At 42.2% G+C, this 16,841-nt stretch carries 13 protein-coding genes; 12 read left to right on the top strand and 1 reads right to left on the bottom strand.

Annotated features, from left to right (window positions below; all coding sequences use genetic code 11):
* The first annotated feature begins 12 nt into the window (after positions 1-12).
* Complete coding sequence (locus tag JMX75_RS03030) at positions 13-519, top strand: hypothetical protein (RefSeq protein WP_201530926.1); 507 nt, start codon at positions 13-15, stop codon at positions 517-519.
* A 250-nt stretch (positions 520-769) separates the two neighbouring features.
* Here JMX75_RS03030 and JMX75_RS03025 read toward each other — a convergent pair whose 3' ends face one another.
* Positions 770-1,390 carry a tRNA-(ms[2]io[6]A)-hydroxylase gene (locus JMX75_RS03025; protein ID WP_227673138.1) on the bottom strand — a complete coding sequence of 207 codons (621 nt, stop codon included), beginning with the start codon at positions 1,388-1,390 and terminating at the stop codon, positions 770-772.
* A gap of 773 nt (positions 1,391-2,163) precedes the next feature.
* Here JMX75_RS03025 and JMX75_RS03020 point away from each other — a divergent pair.
* The 11 genes from JMX75_RS03020 (at position 2,164) to JMX75_RS02970 (ending at position 16,664) form a co-directional block, all read left to right on the top strand.
* A complete protein-coding gene (locus JMX75_RS03020) occupies positions 2,164-4,368 on the top strand; it encodes a malate synthase G (RefSeq protein WP_201530922.1) in 2,205 nt (734 codons plus the stop codon).
* Between the two features lie 525 nt (positions 4,369-4,893).
* On the top strand, positions 4,894-6,003 hold the full coding sequence (locus tag JMX75_RS03015) for a porin (protein WP_201530920.1): 1,110 nt from the start codon (positions 4,894-4,896) through the stop codon (positions 6,001-6,003).
* A gap of 297 nt (positions 6,004-6,300) precedes the next feature.
* Positions 6,301-7,386, top strand: a complete 1,086-nt coding sequence (locus tag JMX75_RS03010; RefSeq protein WP_201530918.1) for a porin — start codon at positions 6,301-6,303, stop codon at positions 7,384-7,386.
* 230 nt (positions 7,387-7,616) lie between these two features.
* Entirely contained in the window at positions 7,617-9,251 is a 1,635-nt protein-coding gene (locus tag JMX75_RS03005) for a CTP synthase (protein ID WP_201530916.1), read from the top strand.
* A 188-nt stretch (positions 9,252-9,439) separates the two neighbouring features.
* Positions 9,440-10,315, top strand: coding sequence for a 3-deoxy-8-phosphooctulonate synthase (gene kdsA / locus JMX75_RS03000; protein ID WP_011514194.1), 876 nt, complete (start codon positions 9,440-9,442; stop codon positions 10,313-10,315).
* A gap of 27 nt (positions 10,316-10,342) precedes the next feature.
* Positions 10,343-10,597, top strand: a complete 255-nt coding sequence (locus tag JMX75_RS02995; protein ID WP_149409214.1) for a hypothetical protein — start codon at positions 10,343-10,345, stop codon at positions 10,595-10,597.
* A 135-nt stretch (positions 10,598-10,732) separates the two neighbouring features.
* Complete coding sequence (locus JMX75_RS02990) at positions 10,733-10,957, top strand: heavy-metal-associated domain-containing protein (protein ID WP_020444055.1); 225 nt, start codon at positions 10,733-10,735, stop codon at positions 10,955-10,957.
* 334 nt (positions 10,958-11,291) lie between these two features.
* The gene (locus tag JMX75_RS02985) at positions 11,292-13,652 is read left to right on the top strand and encodes a heavy metal translocating P-type ATPase (RefSeq protein ID WP_201530914.1); all 2,361 of its coding nucleotides are present in this window, start codon (positions 11,292-11,294) and stop codon (positions 13,650-13,652) included.
* Positions 13,653-13,971: 319 nt separating this feature from the next.
* The gene (gene eno / locus JMX75_RS02980) at positions 13,972-15,288 is read left to right on the top strand and encodes a phosphopyruvate hydratase (protein ID WP_181209809.1); all 1,317 of its coding nucleotides are present in this window, start codon (positions 13,972-13,974) and stop codon (positions 15,286-15,288) included.
* Positions 15,289-15,379: 91 nt separating this feature from the next.
* Positions 15,380-15,688, top strand: a complete 309-nt coding sequence (locus JMX75_RS02975; RefSeq protein ID WP_020444053.1) for an FtsB family cell division protein — start codon at positions 15,380-15,382, stop codon at positions 15,686-15,688.
* A 133-nt stretch (positions 15,689-15,821) separates the two neighbouring features.
* Complete coding sequence (locus tag JMX75_RS02970; protein WP_181209810.1) at positions 15,822-16,664, top strand: IspD/TarI family cytidylyltransferase; 843 nt, start codon at positions 15,822-15,824, stop codon at positions 16,662-16,664.
* Positions 16,665-16,841 lie beyond the last annotated feature (177 nt).

Raw genomic sequence — 16,841 nt, 5'->3', positions numbered from 1 at the left:
AAGGATATTACGATGGAAACGAAAGATCCGGCATTAACTAAAACGCCTCTCAACAGTAACGATGGTCATATCGACAATATGCCTGCGCGCACGGTCGACACCAGCGCAGCTCATGATAGTACAGAAAAAAGCACCGAGACATTTCAAGAAACAGTCATTGGCACTAGATATGCGAGCGATGATATCGAGCATGGTGACCATACACATGAAGACATTCATCATAATAGTCATAACGTGATGTCTACCGATGATAGTATTGAAAATCATACCACTATTAATAAAGGAACAGATACGTTCCAAGAAAGTGTGGTAGGCTCAGAACATGTCAATGATGGCGATAATGCTGCCCGTCAGCCAGACCGCCGCGATCAAGAGGGCAATGCTTTTGATGATGGTATCAATGAACATACCACTATTGATCAAGGGGCTAAGAGCGAAGGCATAAACGATTTAAATCGCTATGCAAATATTGATAATGCTCAAACCCGTGTGTTAAATCCGGATGAAAAAGATTTTTAAAACATTTAGACAATTCGATAACTTGAAAAAGGTGCTGCAAGTAATGATGTACGATACGTCGCTTGCAACACCTTCTTTTGTTTTATCGATAACATAGTCGATTCAATTTAAAAAGTACACCGTACTGCTGGGATAAATTTTACGAAGCCTCTGGAGTGCGAAGCGCACAGCAAGCGAGAGAAATTTATCCCAGCATAATGCTATTCTGAGCGTAATTCTTTTATATTGAACTCAATATAGATTTAATAAATTAGAGAGCAATAGGGTCGCCGCTATGAAAGCGCAGCTCAGTATCTGGAGTTGATATCAGCTCTGCTTCTACTTCTTTAAAGAATGCCACACGCTCATCGATACTGTCATCAGACAATGACTGCGCCAGTGCCAAATAATCCTCAAAATGACGGCTTTCTGATTTTAATAAATAACGATAGTATTTTGCCAAACGCTCATCATTGATAACCTCAGAAAGTGCCGCAAAACGCTCACAAGAACGTGCCTCGATAAATGCACCAATAATCAGCACGTCTACCATTGCAGCGGGTTCATAAGTGCGCTTGTGTTTTAGCATGCCTTTGGCATAGCGTCCAGCACTTAGATATTTCCATGCTTGCCCGCGCTCATTCATAATGCCAAGCACTTGCTCATAGTGCAGCATTTCCTCACGTATCAATTGTGCCAATTTACGCTGTAAATCATAAGAGAACTCATAGCGAAAGATGAGATTCATCGCGGTACCGGCGGCCTTTTTTTCACAATTGGCATGGTCTTGAATAATCAGCGGTAAGTTATTAACAGCGGCGTTGACCCAAGCTTGTGAGGTTCGTGCGCCCAAGAAATCAAAAATAGGCGATAAATCTACCTTTAGTGGCATGCTGAGTTGGGTGATAGAAATGATATCAACGCTATCATTACTACTGCTATCTTCAGAATCTATTGCAGATTGACTCCCTACTGTAGTTGAAGGCTCAGATTGTAAGTTAGAAGTGGTTTTAGGTATGGATGTATTTTCTTGGTTTATGGTCATGGTTGGCTTAGACTTTATCGACGAGTGGATGAATAAAATAATGAAAAAAAGTAGATATATACGCGCTATATGTATTTAAACTCTTCAGACTACTTTGATATGATAGATAACTGTTACGCATAAATTAATATCGTAATGATTACTTACAGTTTATACTTATGAGTAACTCAGGAGGATAGGATAGTAAGATAATCGTTGCTAACGCATATGGTATATAGACTATCATTTATCTACAGCACAAGCATTTAGTTACTAAATGGAGTTTCCTTGTTTATTGCCTTATTTGGTAGTAGGATAATATTTTGCTTTTAACGTATTTTGTCTTACTATTGCTTGTCAGCTGATAGCAGGTAGCCAATAGTATATCAACTATCAATCGCGTCTCAAAATCTAAGGTTTATAGCCTATCTTTATGTAAAACCTATCTAGATAATACAACGTTAAACACCGCTCAAATAATGACAGCCGATGTAACGCAGCAGTAAATTTACTTGGCTTGTAGCTTATTTATTACTTTACAACCCTGCTTTATGCGCCCTTTTGCATGACTGTGTACATGGACGAGGTATGTTTGAGCAGCCCAGTATCAACAAATCTAACAAACAGATAAGGATAACAGTATGAGCCAGTCTTCTAATGCCAATCGCGTTCAAAAAGGCATTCTTGCCATTGATCAGCAGCTGTTCGATTTTATCGAAAATGAAGTGCTGCCGAAAGTCGGTATTGATTCAGACGGTTACTGGTCAGGTTTCGAAAAGGTCATCAAAGAGTTTACGCCACGTAATAAAGCACTGCTTGCAACGCGTGCTAAGATTCAAGGACAGATTGACCAATGGCACCTGCAACATCCTACCAAAAATGGCGATATTGATTATCCAGCGTACAAAGCATTTTTACAAGAAATTGGCTACCTGTTGCCAGAAGGCGAAGCGTTCAGTGTCAGCACAGAAAACGTCGATGATGAGATTGCCCGTATTGCAGGACCGCAGCTGGTAGTACCAGTACGTAATGCCCGCTATGCGTTGAACGCCAATAATGCGCGTTGGGGCAGCTTATATGATGCTTTATATGGCACCAATGTTATCAGTGATGAAAATGGTCAAGAAGCAAAAGGTGGCTACAATCCAACACGTGGCGCAGCCGTCGTCGCTTATGCCAAAAAATTCCTAGATGAAAACTTTGCCTTAGCATCAGACTCTTATAGCGATGTAACAGGTTTTAGAGTCGTTGATGGTAAGCTTGAAATTGCGCAAGGCGATAGCAGCGCGCAACTAAAAGATGCTGGACAGTTTGCAGGTTTTGTAGGCGACGCTGATAGTCCTAGCGCTGTGTTATTAAAGAACAATAACTTGCATGCTGAGATTCAAATTGATGGCAATCATCCAATCGGCAAAGATGATCCTGCACATATCAAAGACGTGTTATTAGAGTCGGCGCTGACTGCGATACAAGATTGTGAAGATTCCATCGCTGCTGTTGATGCAGAAGAGAAGGTTGAAGCGTATCGCAATTGGTTTGGCTTGATGAATGGCGATTTGCAAGAAACCTTTGAGAAAGGCGGCAAGACCCGTACGCGTAAACAGAATCCTGATCGCGAATATACTACGCCAGAGGGTGATACGCTGACCTTGCCAGGTCGCTCGCTTTTATTGCTACGTAACGTCGGACATCTCATGCAAAATCCATCGATTTTGGTAGATTTAGGCAATGGTCAAGAAGAAGTTTTCGAAGGTTTAATGGATGGTTTGATTACGCCTTTATTATCATTGAATGATTTAAAAGGTAAAACCGAGCTATCAAACTCACGTAAAGGTTCAATGTATATTGTTAAACCAAAAATGCATGGTCCTGATGAAGTGAAGATGGCGAATGACTTGTTTAACGCCTCAGAAGACCTACTGGGCTTAGAGCGTTATACGATAAAGATCGGAATTATGGATGAAGAACGCCGTATGACGGTCAACTTAAAAGAAGCCATTCGCCAAGCAAAAGAGCGTGTTATTTTCATCAATACTGGCTTCTTAGATCGCACAGGTGATGAGATGCACACCAGTATGAATGCAGGTCCATTTGTTCGCAAAGGCGATATGAAGTCGCAAACGTGGCTGCCTGCTTATGAGCAATGGAACGTCGATATCGGTCTTGAAGTAGGCTTACAAGGTCACGCGCAGATTGGTAAAGGCATGTGGGCGAAGCCTGACGAGATGAAAGAGATGATGGAAAGCAAAATCACCCATCCACAAGCAGGCGCTAGCACAGCTTGGGTACCATCACCAACGGGCGCTACTTTGCACAGCATGCATTACCATGAGGTCAATGTTGCCGACGTGCAAGACAGCTTAAAATCCCGTGAGCGTGCCAGCTTAGATGATATCTTGACCATTCCATTGGCTAAAGATAGCAACTGGACAGAAGAAGAAAAGCAGCAAGAGCTTGATAATAACGCTCAAGGTATCCTAGGTTATGTCGTACGCTGGGTAAACCAAGGCGTTGGCTGTTCTAAAGTACCAGATATCAATGATGTAGGTCTAATGGAAGACCGTGCAACCTTGCGTATCTCAAGTCAGCATATCGCTAACTGGTTGCATCACGGCGTGGTAAGCGAAGAGCAAGTCATGGATACCATGAAGCGCATGGCAAAAGTCGTCGATGAGCAAAATGCGGGCGATAATGGCTATCAGCCAATGGCCAATAACTTCGATAATTCTTACGCCTTTAAAGCTGCCTGCGATTTGGTCTTTAAAGGTCGTGAGCAGCCAAGTGGTTACACTGAGCCATTATTGCATCAAGCGCGTTTAGACTTAAAAGCCAATACGCATTGCTAATTCCTTATTTATAAAAGCCATTTTAGGGCTACTTATCCATGGTTAAGTAGTCCTTCAATACTTAGTATTACTCAAGCATATTTAAAGCAATGTATTTCTACTTTATTTATAAAAGTTACCCCTATTTGCCAATGGCAAGTAGGGGTATTTTTTTGTTTTTATCTAAATAATCATTAAACCTTAGATTAAATATGGGTTTAAGGATTTTTCGTCATCAAAGACTTAAAAATATGTTGCAAATTATGTCAAAGTTGTTATGCTTATACTCGAAGTATGAGTTTGGTAACGGATGTTACGCAGTAGGACGCATAAGACTTAAGTTTACATGGCAGTTACGTTGTTTAATCCCAGTCATGTGAGTCATGGTTTTTTATCTTACTGTAATAGAAATTCGCCACACTTGTTTCTGACTAATCTCGGTAGCCAGTTACACATTATATCTTTGAGGATTTGTGACGATACCAATATGGGCGCCAGCTAATAATAGCTTGCTCATTACTAAAATTGTAAAGTGGAGATACCCCCATGAAAAAACTACTTTTAGCTACAGCCGTTGCTGCTCTATCTGTTTCTGCAGCACAGGCAGCACCTACCGTTTATGGTAAAGTATTCGTTACTACTGATTACGTTAATGCTGAAATTGATGGTCAGAATATGGATAATAATAACAGAATTAATGAAGACAACGGTTCATTACAAGTTAATTCTAATATTTCACGTTTAGGCTTCAGAGGCTCTGAAGCGATAACGGCCAACACTGACGTAATTTACCAATTAGAGTACGGCGTTAAAGTTGATGATAGTGGTAGCGATAACATTGGCTTCAAAAGTCGTGATACTTATTTAGGTTTAAAAAATAAAGACTTCGGTGAATTCCGCTTTGGTCGTAACTACACAGTCATTGACTATATCAATAACGTATCAGTTAATGAAGGTTATTGGGATAATCTTGGCTCTAGTACTCTGAACAACAACGACAGCTTTGCTAATATTTTGACCCCGACCGTTGGTAACCGTATCAATAATTCAATCGTTTGGAAAGCGCCTAAATACAATGACCTACCATTAGCGCTTGCGCTGATGTATGGTGCTGATGAAGACTTTATATCTGAGAGTGATCGTGACGCAGGCTATGGTGCCTCATTGATGTTTGATCCAGGTACAGGCATTACCGCTGGTATTGCTTATGAGCAAGACATGAGTGTTAGTGGTGATATTATCCGTGGCAGTGCTAGCGTCGATTTAGGTAAATATATCGCAGCTCCTGTAAAGTTAGGCGTTCTATATCAAGAAGCTGACTATGCCGGTACTACTACTGCAACAGAGGACGGTTTAGTGGTGAGTGCTGAAATGGGTCTTTCGAATTTTGCCCGTCCAGCCTCTGTTTATATTCAGTATGACAAAACCGACAATATCAGTGGTCTTGAGAATAATGACTCAAATCAAGTCGTTGTAGGTGGCAAATATGCGTTTAAAAATAATATGATCGCTCATGCCTATGCTGGTCTAAATTCAGCGGAATTAAACAATGGTCGTTTTGGTTCGAGAGACGAAGACGGCAATGTTAATGAAATCGACTTACGTGGTGATATTGATGTACTCGCTATCGGTGGTGGTCTAGAGTACTTATTCTAATCTAACCATTAGAATCTAAATAAAAAACTCATCCTTCGGGGTGGGTTTTTTTGTTTTGTAATCAATACTGTGTCTTGAACAACAGCGTGTCTTAAATAACAGAATCCGTAAAATTAATAATAACATTTGTGTAAACTTTGGTTTTTTCATCTTACTGTAATATTTGCTTGGTAAAGTTATGTCTAAGCAGTTCTTATGGCTCGCTATATATATGGTTTCGAAGGTATAGGACCTTGCCATTATATATCTAATGATCTTAGACCATTTATCACTCAAATCGTAAAGTGGAGATATCCTTTGAAAAAATTACTTTTAGCCACAGCCGTCGCTGCACTTTCAGTTTCTGCTGCCCATGCTGCTCCAACTGTATATGGTAAAGCATTTTTAACCTTAGATTATGTTAGTACAGACTACGATGCAGCTAACAAGACAGATGAAGATACATTTAAACTTAACTCTAATCAATCACGTATCGGTTTTAAAGGTGACGACGATTTAACTGATACCACTAAATTAGTCTATCAATTGGAATATGGTATTGATGTTGATGACGATAGCCAACAGTTTAGATCACGTAATACTTATGTAGGCTTAGCCCACAACACTTTAGGTACTGTACTAGCGGGACGCCATGATACCCCATTGAAACTTGCACAAAACAAAGTTGACGTGTTTAATGATAGCTTATTTGATATTAAAAATGCGGGTGTTTCAGGTGAATACCGTGCTAACAATATGGTGGCCTATCAATCACCTGTTATTGTCGGTATGCCAGTGAGTTTTATGGCAGCTACCGCATTATCAGAAACTGATGCCGACGGTGATATTCTCGTTTCCGCAGCATCTGATACGAAGCCTGCAGTCTATCGTGATAGAAAAGTAAAAGATAACGGTTATTCTGCTTTATTAGCCTATGACAAAAATGGTGTTTATCTAGCCGGTGCTTATGACAAAGACATGGGTGCTAACAATGTAAATACTGGCGTGATTGATAATACGTGGCGTTTGGTTGCTGGTTTAGATATGGGCAAAATGAATATGGTTTCGGGCTTAACTTTAGGTGCTCTATACCAACAAAGCCAATACTACGATAATTATAGCATCGTTAACAACAACCGCGTTAACAAAGCCAGTGAAGATGAAAAATCTTGGCTAATTAGTGGTAAATATAAAGTTGGTGCAACACCTTGGGCAGTTAAAGCACAGTATGTTAATACCACTGACGAAAAAGGCGTAAAAGATGCTGATGTAAATGAAATCGCAGTTGGTGGAGAATATGCATTCAATAAAGCGACCACGGGTCATATTTATGCAGGGCAAATCAGCCGTGACAATAACAAAGATGACTTGATTGTAGGTACGGGTATTGAATACAAATTCTAATCTAAACATTAGAAAACGTATTATAAAAAACTCATCCTTCGGGGTGAGTTTTTTTGTTGTGACCTTTTTAAAGCCGCAGTGGGTTATAATAGCTACGTATTTACGATGATTACGCACTTATGACAATTAAGCGTTAAAAACTGAGTGTTTTAAAGAGTTTGTGCTTTTGCCCTATATTTTGTAGCGTATTTTTAGTAAAATCCTTCTTTACCAATTACCGACAGAGTACTATGACCAAGTTTATATTTGTGACCGGTGGGGTAGTGTCCTCACTAGGAAAAGGTATTACCGCAGCCTCTCTTGCCGCAGTCCTTGAAGCACGTGGCGTGAGCGTGACGATGACCAAAATGGATCCGTATATCAACGTCGATCCAGGTACGATGAGTCCGTTCCAGCATGGCGAAGTGTTCGTCACCGAAGATGGCGCTGAGACCGATTTGGACTTGGGCTATTATGAGCGCTTCTTACGCCACTCTAAGATGAGTAAGAGCAACAACTTCACCAGTGGTCGTATCTATCAAAACGTTTTGAATAAAGAGCGCCGCGGTGAATATTTGGGTGGTACGGTACAGGTGATTCCGCATATCACTGATGAAATCAAAAGTAAAATTCTTGCCAGTGGCGAAGGCTATGATATCGCCATTATCGAGATTGGCGGTACGGTCGGTGATATCGAGTCACTTCCTTTTATGGAAGCGGTACGCCAAATGCAAGTAGAGCTTGGACGCAATCGCGCTATGCTCATGCATCTAACGCTGGTGCCTTATATCGCTAGTGCAGGTGAAACCAAAACCAAACCTACCCAGCATTCGGTAAAAGAGTTACGTTCTATCGGTCTGCAGCCAGATATCTTGATCTGCCGCTCTGACCACCATATCTCGCAAGACAACCGCCGCAAGATTGCGCTGTTTACCAATGTCGAAGAGCGCGCAGTCATCATGTGTGAAGATGCCCAAAGCATCTATCAAATCCCGCGCACCCTACATGAGCAAGATCTTGACGATCTCATCTGTGAGCGTTTTGGTCTTGACGTCCCTGAAGCGGATTTGAGCGATTGGGACAAAGTGGTCGAAGCCCAGCTCAACCCTCAAGCGGTAGTGACGGTTGCGATGGTCGGCAAATATGTCGAGTTACCAGACGCTTATAAGTCGATCAACGAAGCGTTGCTACATGCCGGTATCGTGCATCAGTCAGATGTCAAAATTGACTATATCGATGCTGAGCTGTTAGAAACCGATGATGCTTTATTTGCTCGTCTAAACGATGCCGATGCTATTTTAGTACCGGGCGGTTTTGGTGAGCGCGGTACCAATGGCAAAATGAAAGCCATTACTTACGCGCGCGAAAATAACGTACCTTATCTGGGCATCTGTCTTGGTATGCAATTGGCTGTGATTGAATATGCGCGTAATGTGCTGCATATCGATGCCAATTCTTCTGAGTTCCATCGTACGGCGGCTGAACCTATCATCGGTTTGATTACCGAGTGGTTGGATGAGCGCGGCGAATTGCAGATTCGTAGCGATGATTCAGACCTCGGTGGCACCATGCGTTTAGGTGCACAGCAAGCGGAACTGGTTGCTGGTAGTAAGCTTGCCCAAATCTATGGCTCTACCAATATCACTGAGCGTCATCGCCATCGTTATGAGATGAACAATCGTTATATTGAGCCATTAGAGCAAGCAGGAATGACGGTATCAGGTTATTCTGCTAAGCAGCACCTAGTTGAGTCAGTTGAACTTGCTGATCATCCATGGTTTGTTGCGGTACAGTTCCATCCAGAATTTACCAGCTCGCCACGCGGTGGTCATCCATTGTTCAATAGCTTTGTAAAAGCGGCGAAGAATTATAGTGAAGCGAAATAATGGTTAAGTTATAAGTGCTTTTGATATAAAAAGACTGATCTTCGGATTGGTCTTTTTTTTGGCTGATTTTTTGGCAGTGGTTTGCATGCTGATTTTTCTAATGGTTTACGGCTAATTACGCTTATAGCCTTTTTTTAATTGACCTATCGGTTACAATAAGAGATAACAATAAAGAGGATACCTACTCAATGGAAAACCTACTAACCGCGCAGTCGCATATTCAACTTAATACACCTGATAATAAAAACATCAGTATCGGTAATGATCAGCCGTTTGTCTTATTCGGTGGCATGAATGTTTTAGAGTCTAAAGAGATGGCATTTGAGATTGCTGAGCAGTATGTCGATATTTGCCAGCGTTTGGGTATCGGCTACGTGTTTAAAGCCAGTTTTGATAAGGCCAATCGCTCAAGTCTGACCTCGTATCGTGGTCCGGGGCTAGAGAAAGGTATCGATTGGCTTGGGCAAATCAAAGAAAAATTCCAAGTACCGATTATTACGGATGTCCACGAACCTTATCAAGCGGCACCAGTCGCTGAAGTAGCTGATATTATCCAGTTGCCTGCGTTTTTATCGCGTCAAACAGATTTGGTGCATGCGATGGCGAAGACGGATGCGATTATTAATATCAAAAAAGCCCAGTTTTTAGCGCCGCATGAGATGCGTCATATCGTCAATAAATGTCTTGAGGGCGGCAATGACAAGCTGATACTGTGTGAGCGCGGTAGTGCCTTTGGTTATAATAACCTAGTGGTTGATATGCTGGGTTTTGATACCATGAAGCAGATGGAGATACCAGTGTTCTTTGATGTGACGCATAGTTTGCAGCAGCCAGGCGGCCGTAGTGATAGTGCAGGTGGTCGCCGTGAGCAGATCACCACGCTGGCACGTGCTGGCATGGCAACAGGGATTGCAGGATTGTTTTTAGAGGCGCATCCAAATCCAGAAGTGGCAAAATGTGATGGTCCGTGTGCGCTACGTATGAGCCAATTAGAGCCGTTCTTACGCCAGCTTAAACAGCTTGATGACTTGGTCAAAGGCTTTGAGACCTTGGATACTCATTAATATCATAAGTAATGTGAGGATAAGACAGTGGCGATTAAAGTGGCACAAGTAAGCATTGAAAACATCAGTGATTCAGAAGGTTTAGATAGCGTCATGACCGCTTTGAAGAATATAACGGGCGTCACGGCTATTGAGTTAGATGCTAACAGTCGTATGGCGTTGGTGCGTTATGATGATACCAAAACCAGTATCCATGCCTTTACTGCTGCGATTAGTATGGTCGATTATGTCACTCAACCATTTCCTATCGATGCCCCGCAAAATCCACGTTATCATGATTAGATTTATAAAAGTATAACCAAACTGACTTGTGGTCAACGCCAATAGCTCTTATGCTGGTCTTGGCTATTTTAATAAAGTCTTATACCATTAAAGTATACAAACCATTTATTCACAGATAACAATAAGGAGCCTCTCATGGCAAACCAAACCCGTATTATTAAAATTGATGGCATGACTTGTGGTGGCTGTGTGGCAAGTGTCCATAACGCCACCGCTGATATTGATGGTTTAGATGACATCAGTATCGAGCTTGCAGACAATCAAGCGACAGTCACCTTTGATGATAGCAAAACCAGTGCAGAGACGATTGCTGCTGCTATTGATGACGCAGGCTTTGATGCCACTGTTACCAACGCTTAATTTTATGCTTTGTTATAAACAAACCAGCTATTGTGGCTGGTTTTTTAATGGTGAAAAACTATGGCTATCGGAGTAGTGTTCTCAGATCTCTTATTTCTGCAACATGTCCTTTTAATCTGAAATAATTGGTCGGCTGAAATAGTTGAATTGGCGCTAATCATGACCATTTAATATATAGGTTGATACACTAAGATGACTACTATTTAGATGCTCTGAAAAACAATATGATATTAATCTTTAGAATGTACTGCTTGTTTGATTTGGATTTTTATTCCTCCACTGATAGATTTTTATAGCTCATACAAATTTATAAACGCCATAACGAGTTTTATTTATGAATGATTCTACCCGTACCAATACGCATAATTCTTACGATGTTGAGACTGATATTCAGTCTAATACCCCGCTTACGCCGCAGCGTGCGCACTTGCAGCTGGCGATAGAGGGTATGACGTGTCAGGCCTGTGCATCACGGATTGAAAAGGTTTTGAATAAAAAGCCATCAGTCTATGAGGTCAGCGTGAACTTCGCAGGCGAGACCGCCAATGTGGATTATGATCCGACACAGACGACGGCAGAGCAGGTGACGGAATGGGTCAACAAAACGGGTTTTGTCGCCAATTTACAGGCGGCTGATAGCTTGTTTGCTCAAAAAGATGACGATGCGAGCACTCAGTATCCATGGCGTTTGATTGGACTATGGGTCTGTTTGGTGCCGTTTTTAGTTGGTATGGCTGGCATGCTCTTTGGGCAGGGTATGGCATGGATGCCGCCGATTTGGATGCAATTCATATTAGCGACCATTGTACAGTTTGGATTTGCATTGCCGTTTTATAAAAGTGCTTGGGCGTCTATTAGAGGCGGTCTTGCCAATATGGACGTACTGGTCGTCATCGGTACGGTAACCATTTGGGCATATTCAACGTATCTGTGGCTGACCCATGGTGATGGTAGCTTAAATAGTCTGTTGCAAAGTGGGCATACTGGTGGTCATGGTGCGAGTGGCAGTCCTGCGGTATATTTTGAAGCAGGCGTGATGGTCATTGCTTTTGTGCGCACCGGTAAATATCTTGAAGAGCGCACTAAAAAGCACAGTCTGAATAGTATTGATTTACTATTATCGCTGACACCAGACGAAGTTGAGCAACAGCAGCCAAATGGTGAGTTTAAAAATATCGCTCTCAAAGAGGTACAAGTAGGTGATATCTTGCGTGCCAAACAAGGTAGCCGCGTTGCAACCGATGGGACGGTCATCGATGGTGCTGGCTGGTGTGTCGAAAGTCATTTAACCGGTGAGTCAGTACCGCTTAAGAAAGAAGTAGGCGATGGATTATTAGCGGGTGCCTTGGTCGAAAACGGTAGCTTGTTATATCGCGTCAATGCCAAGGGTAGCGATACTAAACTTGGTGATATGGTACAAGCCCTCAGCGATGCCCAAGGCTCAAAAGCCAATTTGGCACGCCTTGCTGATAGAGTCACTGCGGTCTTTGTGCCCGTTGTGGTAGTAATTGCACTGGTTACCTTTGGTGTGACGTGGTGGCTAACCGGTATGCTCGATACGGCTTTGATGCACGCAGTATCTGTATTGGTCATTGCTTGTCCATGTGCGCTTGGTTTGGCGACACCAGCCGCAATCATGGCAGGTATGGGCGTGGCTGCGCGTCACGGTGTTTGGTTTAAAGATGCGCAAAGCCTAGAAGCGGCAGGCAATATCGATACAGTAGTGCTCGATAAGACGGGTACCTTAACCATTGGCAAACCGACCATCGTCGATGAAGTTATGGTTGATAAATCAATAGCGGTTGATGATGTACTACAGATTGCCGCAAGTATTGAAGTACATGCCAGTCATCCGCTTGCAACTGCTTTGGTCAATGCAGCGACAGCACGTGGTTTATCCTTATTCGATGTGTCTGATATCAGCGTTATCAAAGGCGCAGGTATACAGGCAAATATTGAAAGCTTAGGTGTGGTAAAGGTTGGCACAGCAGAGTTTGCCAATCTTGTATTGCCTAAACTGATGCCAAAGGTATGGCAAATTGCCAGTACTGTTGCGATTAGTATTAACGATGAAGCACTAGGCGCATTTGCATTAGCAGATGACTTAAAATCAGATACGCCGCAAGCGATTACTGCGCTACAAGATGCGGGTATTAATGTCATTTTGATGAGCGGTGATAAACAATCCGTCGTCGATCACGTTGCCGGACAGCTTGGGATCGAAAAAGCGTATGGCAAGATGAGTCCACGTGATAAGGCCAGCCAAATTGCTCTACTGCAAACAGCGGGTCATAAAGTCGCTATGGCAGGAGATGGGGTCAATGATGCACCAGCGATGGCAACTGCTGATGCCAGCTTTGCCATGTTTGAAGGCACGGATGTCGCCCAACATAGTGCCTCTGCGCGCTTGATGGGTGAGTCGCTGATGCATATCGACGCAGCGCAAAAAATTGCGAATGCCACGCTGCGTAATATCAAACAAAATTTGTTTTTTGCCTTTATCTATAATTGCCTTGGTATTCCGCTCGCTGCTTTTGGCTTTTTGAATCCTATGATTGCCGCTGCTGCTATGGCACTTAGCTCGATTTCAGTGTTGATGAATGCGCTGCGTTTAACGCGTTTTAAGACAAAGGTTGAGCTCAATAATACCGTATCAGACTCCCACACTAAAGCAGATCGTCTAACAAAAGCGTAAGAGTTATATGACGTTTGATATCATAGGTACTGAGATAAATTGATAGCGGCTCATTTAACTATTGATTAGCGATTTTATGACCGTCTGTTGCTTTAAGATAAGGGAAGTTTGGCAAAATTTATGCTATGATACCAAGCACTATAGCTAATGGTTAAGGGATGAAATAAACCTTTGATTACGTTTAAAATGAGCCGATTGTATTAATCACTAAAGCTTTTTTTGCGCATTACTATACGATATTCTGCTTTATCTTTTTTGTATTCTAGTTGCCGTTATTTATCTCATAAACTTGGCATGACCAAAGGAATTAACAGACATTATGTACGCTGAAGAAACCAACAACGTCACCGCAATTAAAGACATTCGCGCTCGTGAGATTTTAGACTCGCGTGGTAACCCAACGATTGAAGCTGATGTGATTTTAGCTGATGGCACTATTGGCCGTGCTGCTGCTCCAAGCGGCGCATCGACTGGCTCACGTGAGGCGCTTGAGCTACGTGATGGCGATCAAAGCCGCTATATGGGTAAAGGTGTCAAAAAGGCGGTAGCTAACGTCAATAGCCAAATCCGCAGTGCTTTGATGGACAAAGATGTTACTGCTCAGCAAGCCATTGATGATGCAATGATTGCGCTAGACGGTACAGAAAACAAAGACAATCTTGGTGCCAATGCCATACTTGCGGTTTCACTTGCGGTTGCTAAAGCGGCTGCTAAGTCACAGAGTCTGCCATTACATCAGTATATCGCTGATCTGCGCAACCAGACGTCGCTGACGATGCCTGTACCGATGATGAATATCATTAATGGTGGCGAGCACGCGGACAATACCGTCGATATTCAAGAGTTTATGATTGAGCCGGTTGGTTTTAGCAGCTTCTCAGAAGCATTACGTGCTGGTACTGAAATCTTTCATAGCTTAAAGTCTGTTTTAAAGTCGCAAGGCTTGAATACTGCTGTTGGTGATGAAGGCGGCTTTGCGCCAAATCTTCGCAGCAACGAAGAAGCTATTACCGTTATCATGCAAGCCATTGAGCAAGTAGGCTACACAGCTGGTAAAGATATTCACTTAGCTTTAGATTGTGCTGCTACTGAGTTCTATAAAAATGGCAAATACGTCTTGGCAGGCGAGGGCAACAAATCTTTTGATAGCCAAGGGTTCTCAGATTATTTAGTGGGTCTTGCGCGTCAATATCCTATTATCTCTATCGAAGATGGTCTTGATGAGTCAGATTGGGATGGCTGGAAATACCTAACTGAGCAAATCGGTGATAAGGTACAGTTGGTCGGTGATGATTTGTTTGTCACCAACCCTGCTATCTTGCAAGAAGGGATTGATAAGAAAATTGCCAATGCGATTTTGATTAAGTTTAATCAAATCGGCACCTTATCAGAAACGCTAGATGCGATTTATCTGGCGAAGAAAAACGGTTATGCGACGGTTATTTCGCATCGTTCAGGCGAAACGGAAGACAGCACCATTGCTGATTTAGCGGTAGGTACTGCGGCTGGTCAAATAAAAACTGGCTCATTATGCCGCTCAGATCGCGTTGCAAAATACAATCAACTACTACGTATTGAGCAGCAAGTACGTGCAAGCTATCGTGGTCGCGAAGAGTTTATCGGATTACGTGGTTAATAAGCCAAAATTGTCGCTTACGCTGGGCGATATATAAATATATCGCTCAGCAAGTTTATATTCTCTTTATATCGTTTGGCGTTATTATATTATGAAATACTTTAGCCAATTTATACTACTTGCGTTAGCCGTTGCCGTGCTGTCAGGACTGCAATATCAGTATTGGCTAGGTGAAAATGGTCGCGTCGAGCACAATAAGCTTCTGACTGAAGTGGATGAGCAGCAGCGCTTAAATGACAACCAAGTCTCAGCAAATAACTTACTGCGTACCGATGTTAATGATCTAAAGACTGGTCTCGAAGCGGTAGAGGAGCATGCTCGTTTGGATTTGGGTTTGATTAAGCCAAATGAGACTTTTGTACAAGTATCAACCGCGCCTACTACTCATAGTCGTTATTGATTCATAGTCGTTATTGATTTTGACGTACAGTCGGTATTGATTCTAAAGTCGTTGCAATGAGCTATTATTGATAATAATAGTTTTTTTTCATTTTTATACCTCTTAATTCCCATTTTTCTCTTATCCTATTTTCATGGAATCAACCCATGAGTACTGCCTTATGAATACCACTCCTAATATCCATGCCATGATCGTTGCTGCTGGACGCGGTAGTCGCTTTGGCGCGTCTATTGCTAAACAATATACCTTACTGCAAGGTCAAACCTTATTACAGCATAGTGTGGCACGTCTGGCTGAGAGTAATTATATTGATCAATGTCTATTGGTTGTGGCTCAAGATGATAGAACTGCCCAGACACTGAGCTTTGCGCTTCCTATCTATTATGCTATTGGCGGTACTGAACGTTGGCAATCGGTGCAGGCAGGAGTCGAGGCAATGATTAATGCGGGCGCAGATGAGTCGGATTTGGTTGTGATCCATGATGCAGCTCGTCCTGCAGTGCCAACGCATGATATTGATGCCGTCATTCAAGCAGCGATGCTAGAGCCTTATGGTGCTATTTTAGCGACACCGGTTGCTGATACCCTAAAACAGTCTTATATAGCATCTAACACACTATCAACGCCAGCATATGAAACTCCACTATCTCTTCAGCAACTGAATACTCAGCCGGAGATTGCTAATCGTCAAAGCGGTTATGACACGCTTCATACTTATGCTCAAAAAACCATTGATCGCAGCTATATGTGGCAGGCACAAACACCGCAAGTATTTAGGCTTGGACAATTGCAACAAGTCTTGAACTATGTCACTGAGCATAATCTGGCTATTACTGACGAAGCCAGTGCTTTTGAGCATTTACAACTGCCAATTCGATTGGTAACAGGCAGCCGTCAAAACATCAAACTGACTTATCCTGATGATATTATTTTACTGACAGCCATTCTCAAGGCTCAATTCGTCTCTAGCTCATAAAATTCTTATCACACTCTGCTTTCTGTATTTTTTAACTTTATAAATTTTATATAGATTTTTTATTCTGTCATAAAAATGTCGAATATTCATTGTATCTATCTCTGTAAGGCTTATGTCGCAAGCTTTATAGCTAGTATTAAATTTGAGACATGAAATTATATTCATAAATTTTTATTA

Source organism: Psychrobacter sp. LFX-11D (assembly GCF_904846475.1).
Lineage (GTDB): Bacteria > Pseudomonadota > Gammaproteobacteria > Pseudomonadales > Moraxellaceae > Psychrobacter > Psychrobacter cryohalolentis.
The sequence above is the reverse complement of the archived record's forward strand: the minus strand, read 5'-3'. Positions and strand labels throughout refer to the sequence as shown.

What these genes read in the sequence shown, in the direction of transcription:
- JMX75_RS03025 (WP_227673138.1), bottom strand. Translation starts at nt 1,390, where the DNA reads ATGCCACTAAAGGTAGATTTATCGCCTATTTTTGATTTCTTGGGCGCA.
- JMX75_RS02985 (WP_201530914.1), top strand. Translation starts at nt 11,292, where the DNA reads ATGAATGATTCTACCCGTACCAATACGCATAATTCTTACGATGTTGAG.
- JMX75_RS03030 (WP_201530926.1), top strand. Translation starts at nt 13, where the DNA reads ATGGAAACGAAAGATCCGGCATTAACTAAAACGCCTCTCAACAGTAAC.
- eno (WP_181209809.1), top strand. Translation starts at nt 13,972, where the DNA reads ATGTACGCTGAAGAAACCAACAACGTCACCGCAATTAAAGACATTCGC.
- JMX75_RS02975 (WP_020444053.1), top strand. Translation starts at nt 15,380, where the DNA reads ATGAAATACTTTAGCCAATTTATACTACTTGCGTTAGCCGTTGCCGTG.
- JMX75_RS03020 (WP_201530922.1), top strand. Translation starts at nt 2,164, where the DNA reads ATGAGCCAGTCTTCTAATGCCAATCGCGTTCAAAAAGGCATTCTTGCC.
- JMX75_RS03005 (WP_201530916.1), top strand. Translation starts at nt 7,617, where the DNA reads ATGACCAAGTTTATATTTGTGACCGGTGGGGTAGTGTCCTCACTAGGA.
- JMX75_RS02970 (WP_181209810.1), top strand. Translation starts at nt 15,822, where the DNA reads ATGGAATCAACCCATGAGTACTGCCTTATGAATACCACTCCTAATATC.
- JMX75_RS03015 (WP_201530920.1), top strand. Translation starts at nt 4,894, where the DNA reads ATGAAAAAACTACTTTTAGCTACAGCCGTTGCTGCTCTATCTGTTTCT.
- JMX75_RS02990 (WP_020444055.1), top strand. Translation starts at nt 10,733, where the DNA reads ATGGCAAACCAAACCCGTATTATTAAAATTGATGGCATGACTTGTGGT.
- kdsA (WP_011514194.1), top strand. Translation starts at nt 9,440, where the DNA reads ATGGAAAACCTACTAACCGCGCAGTCGCATATTCAACTTAATACACCT.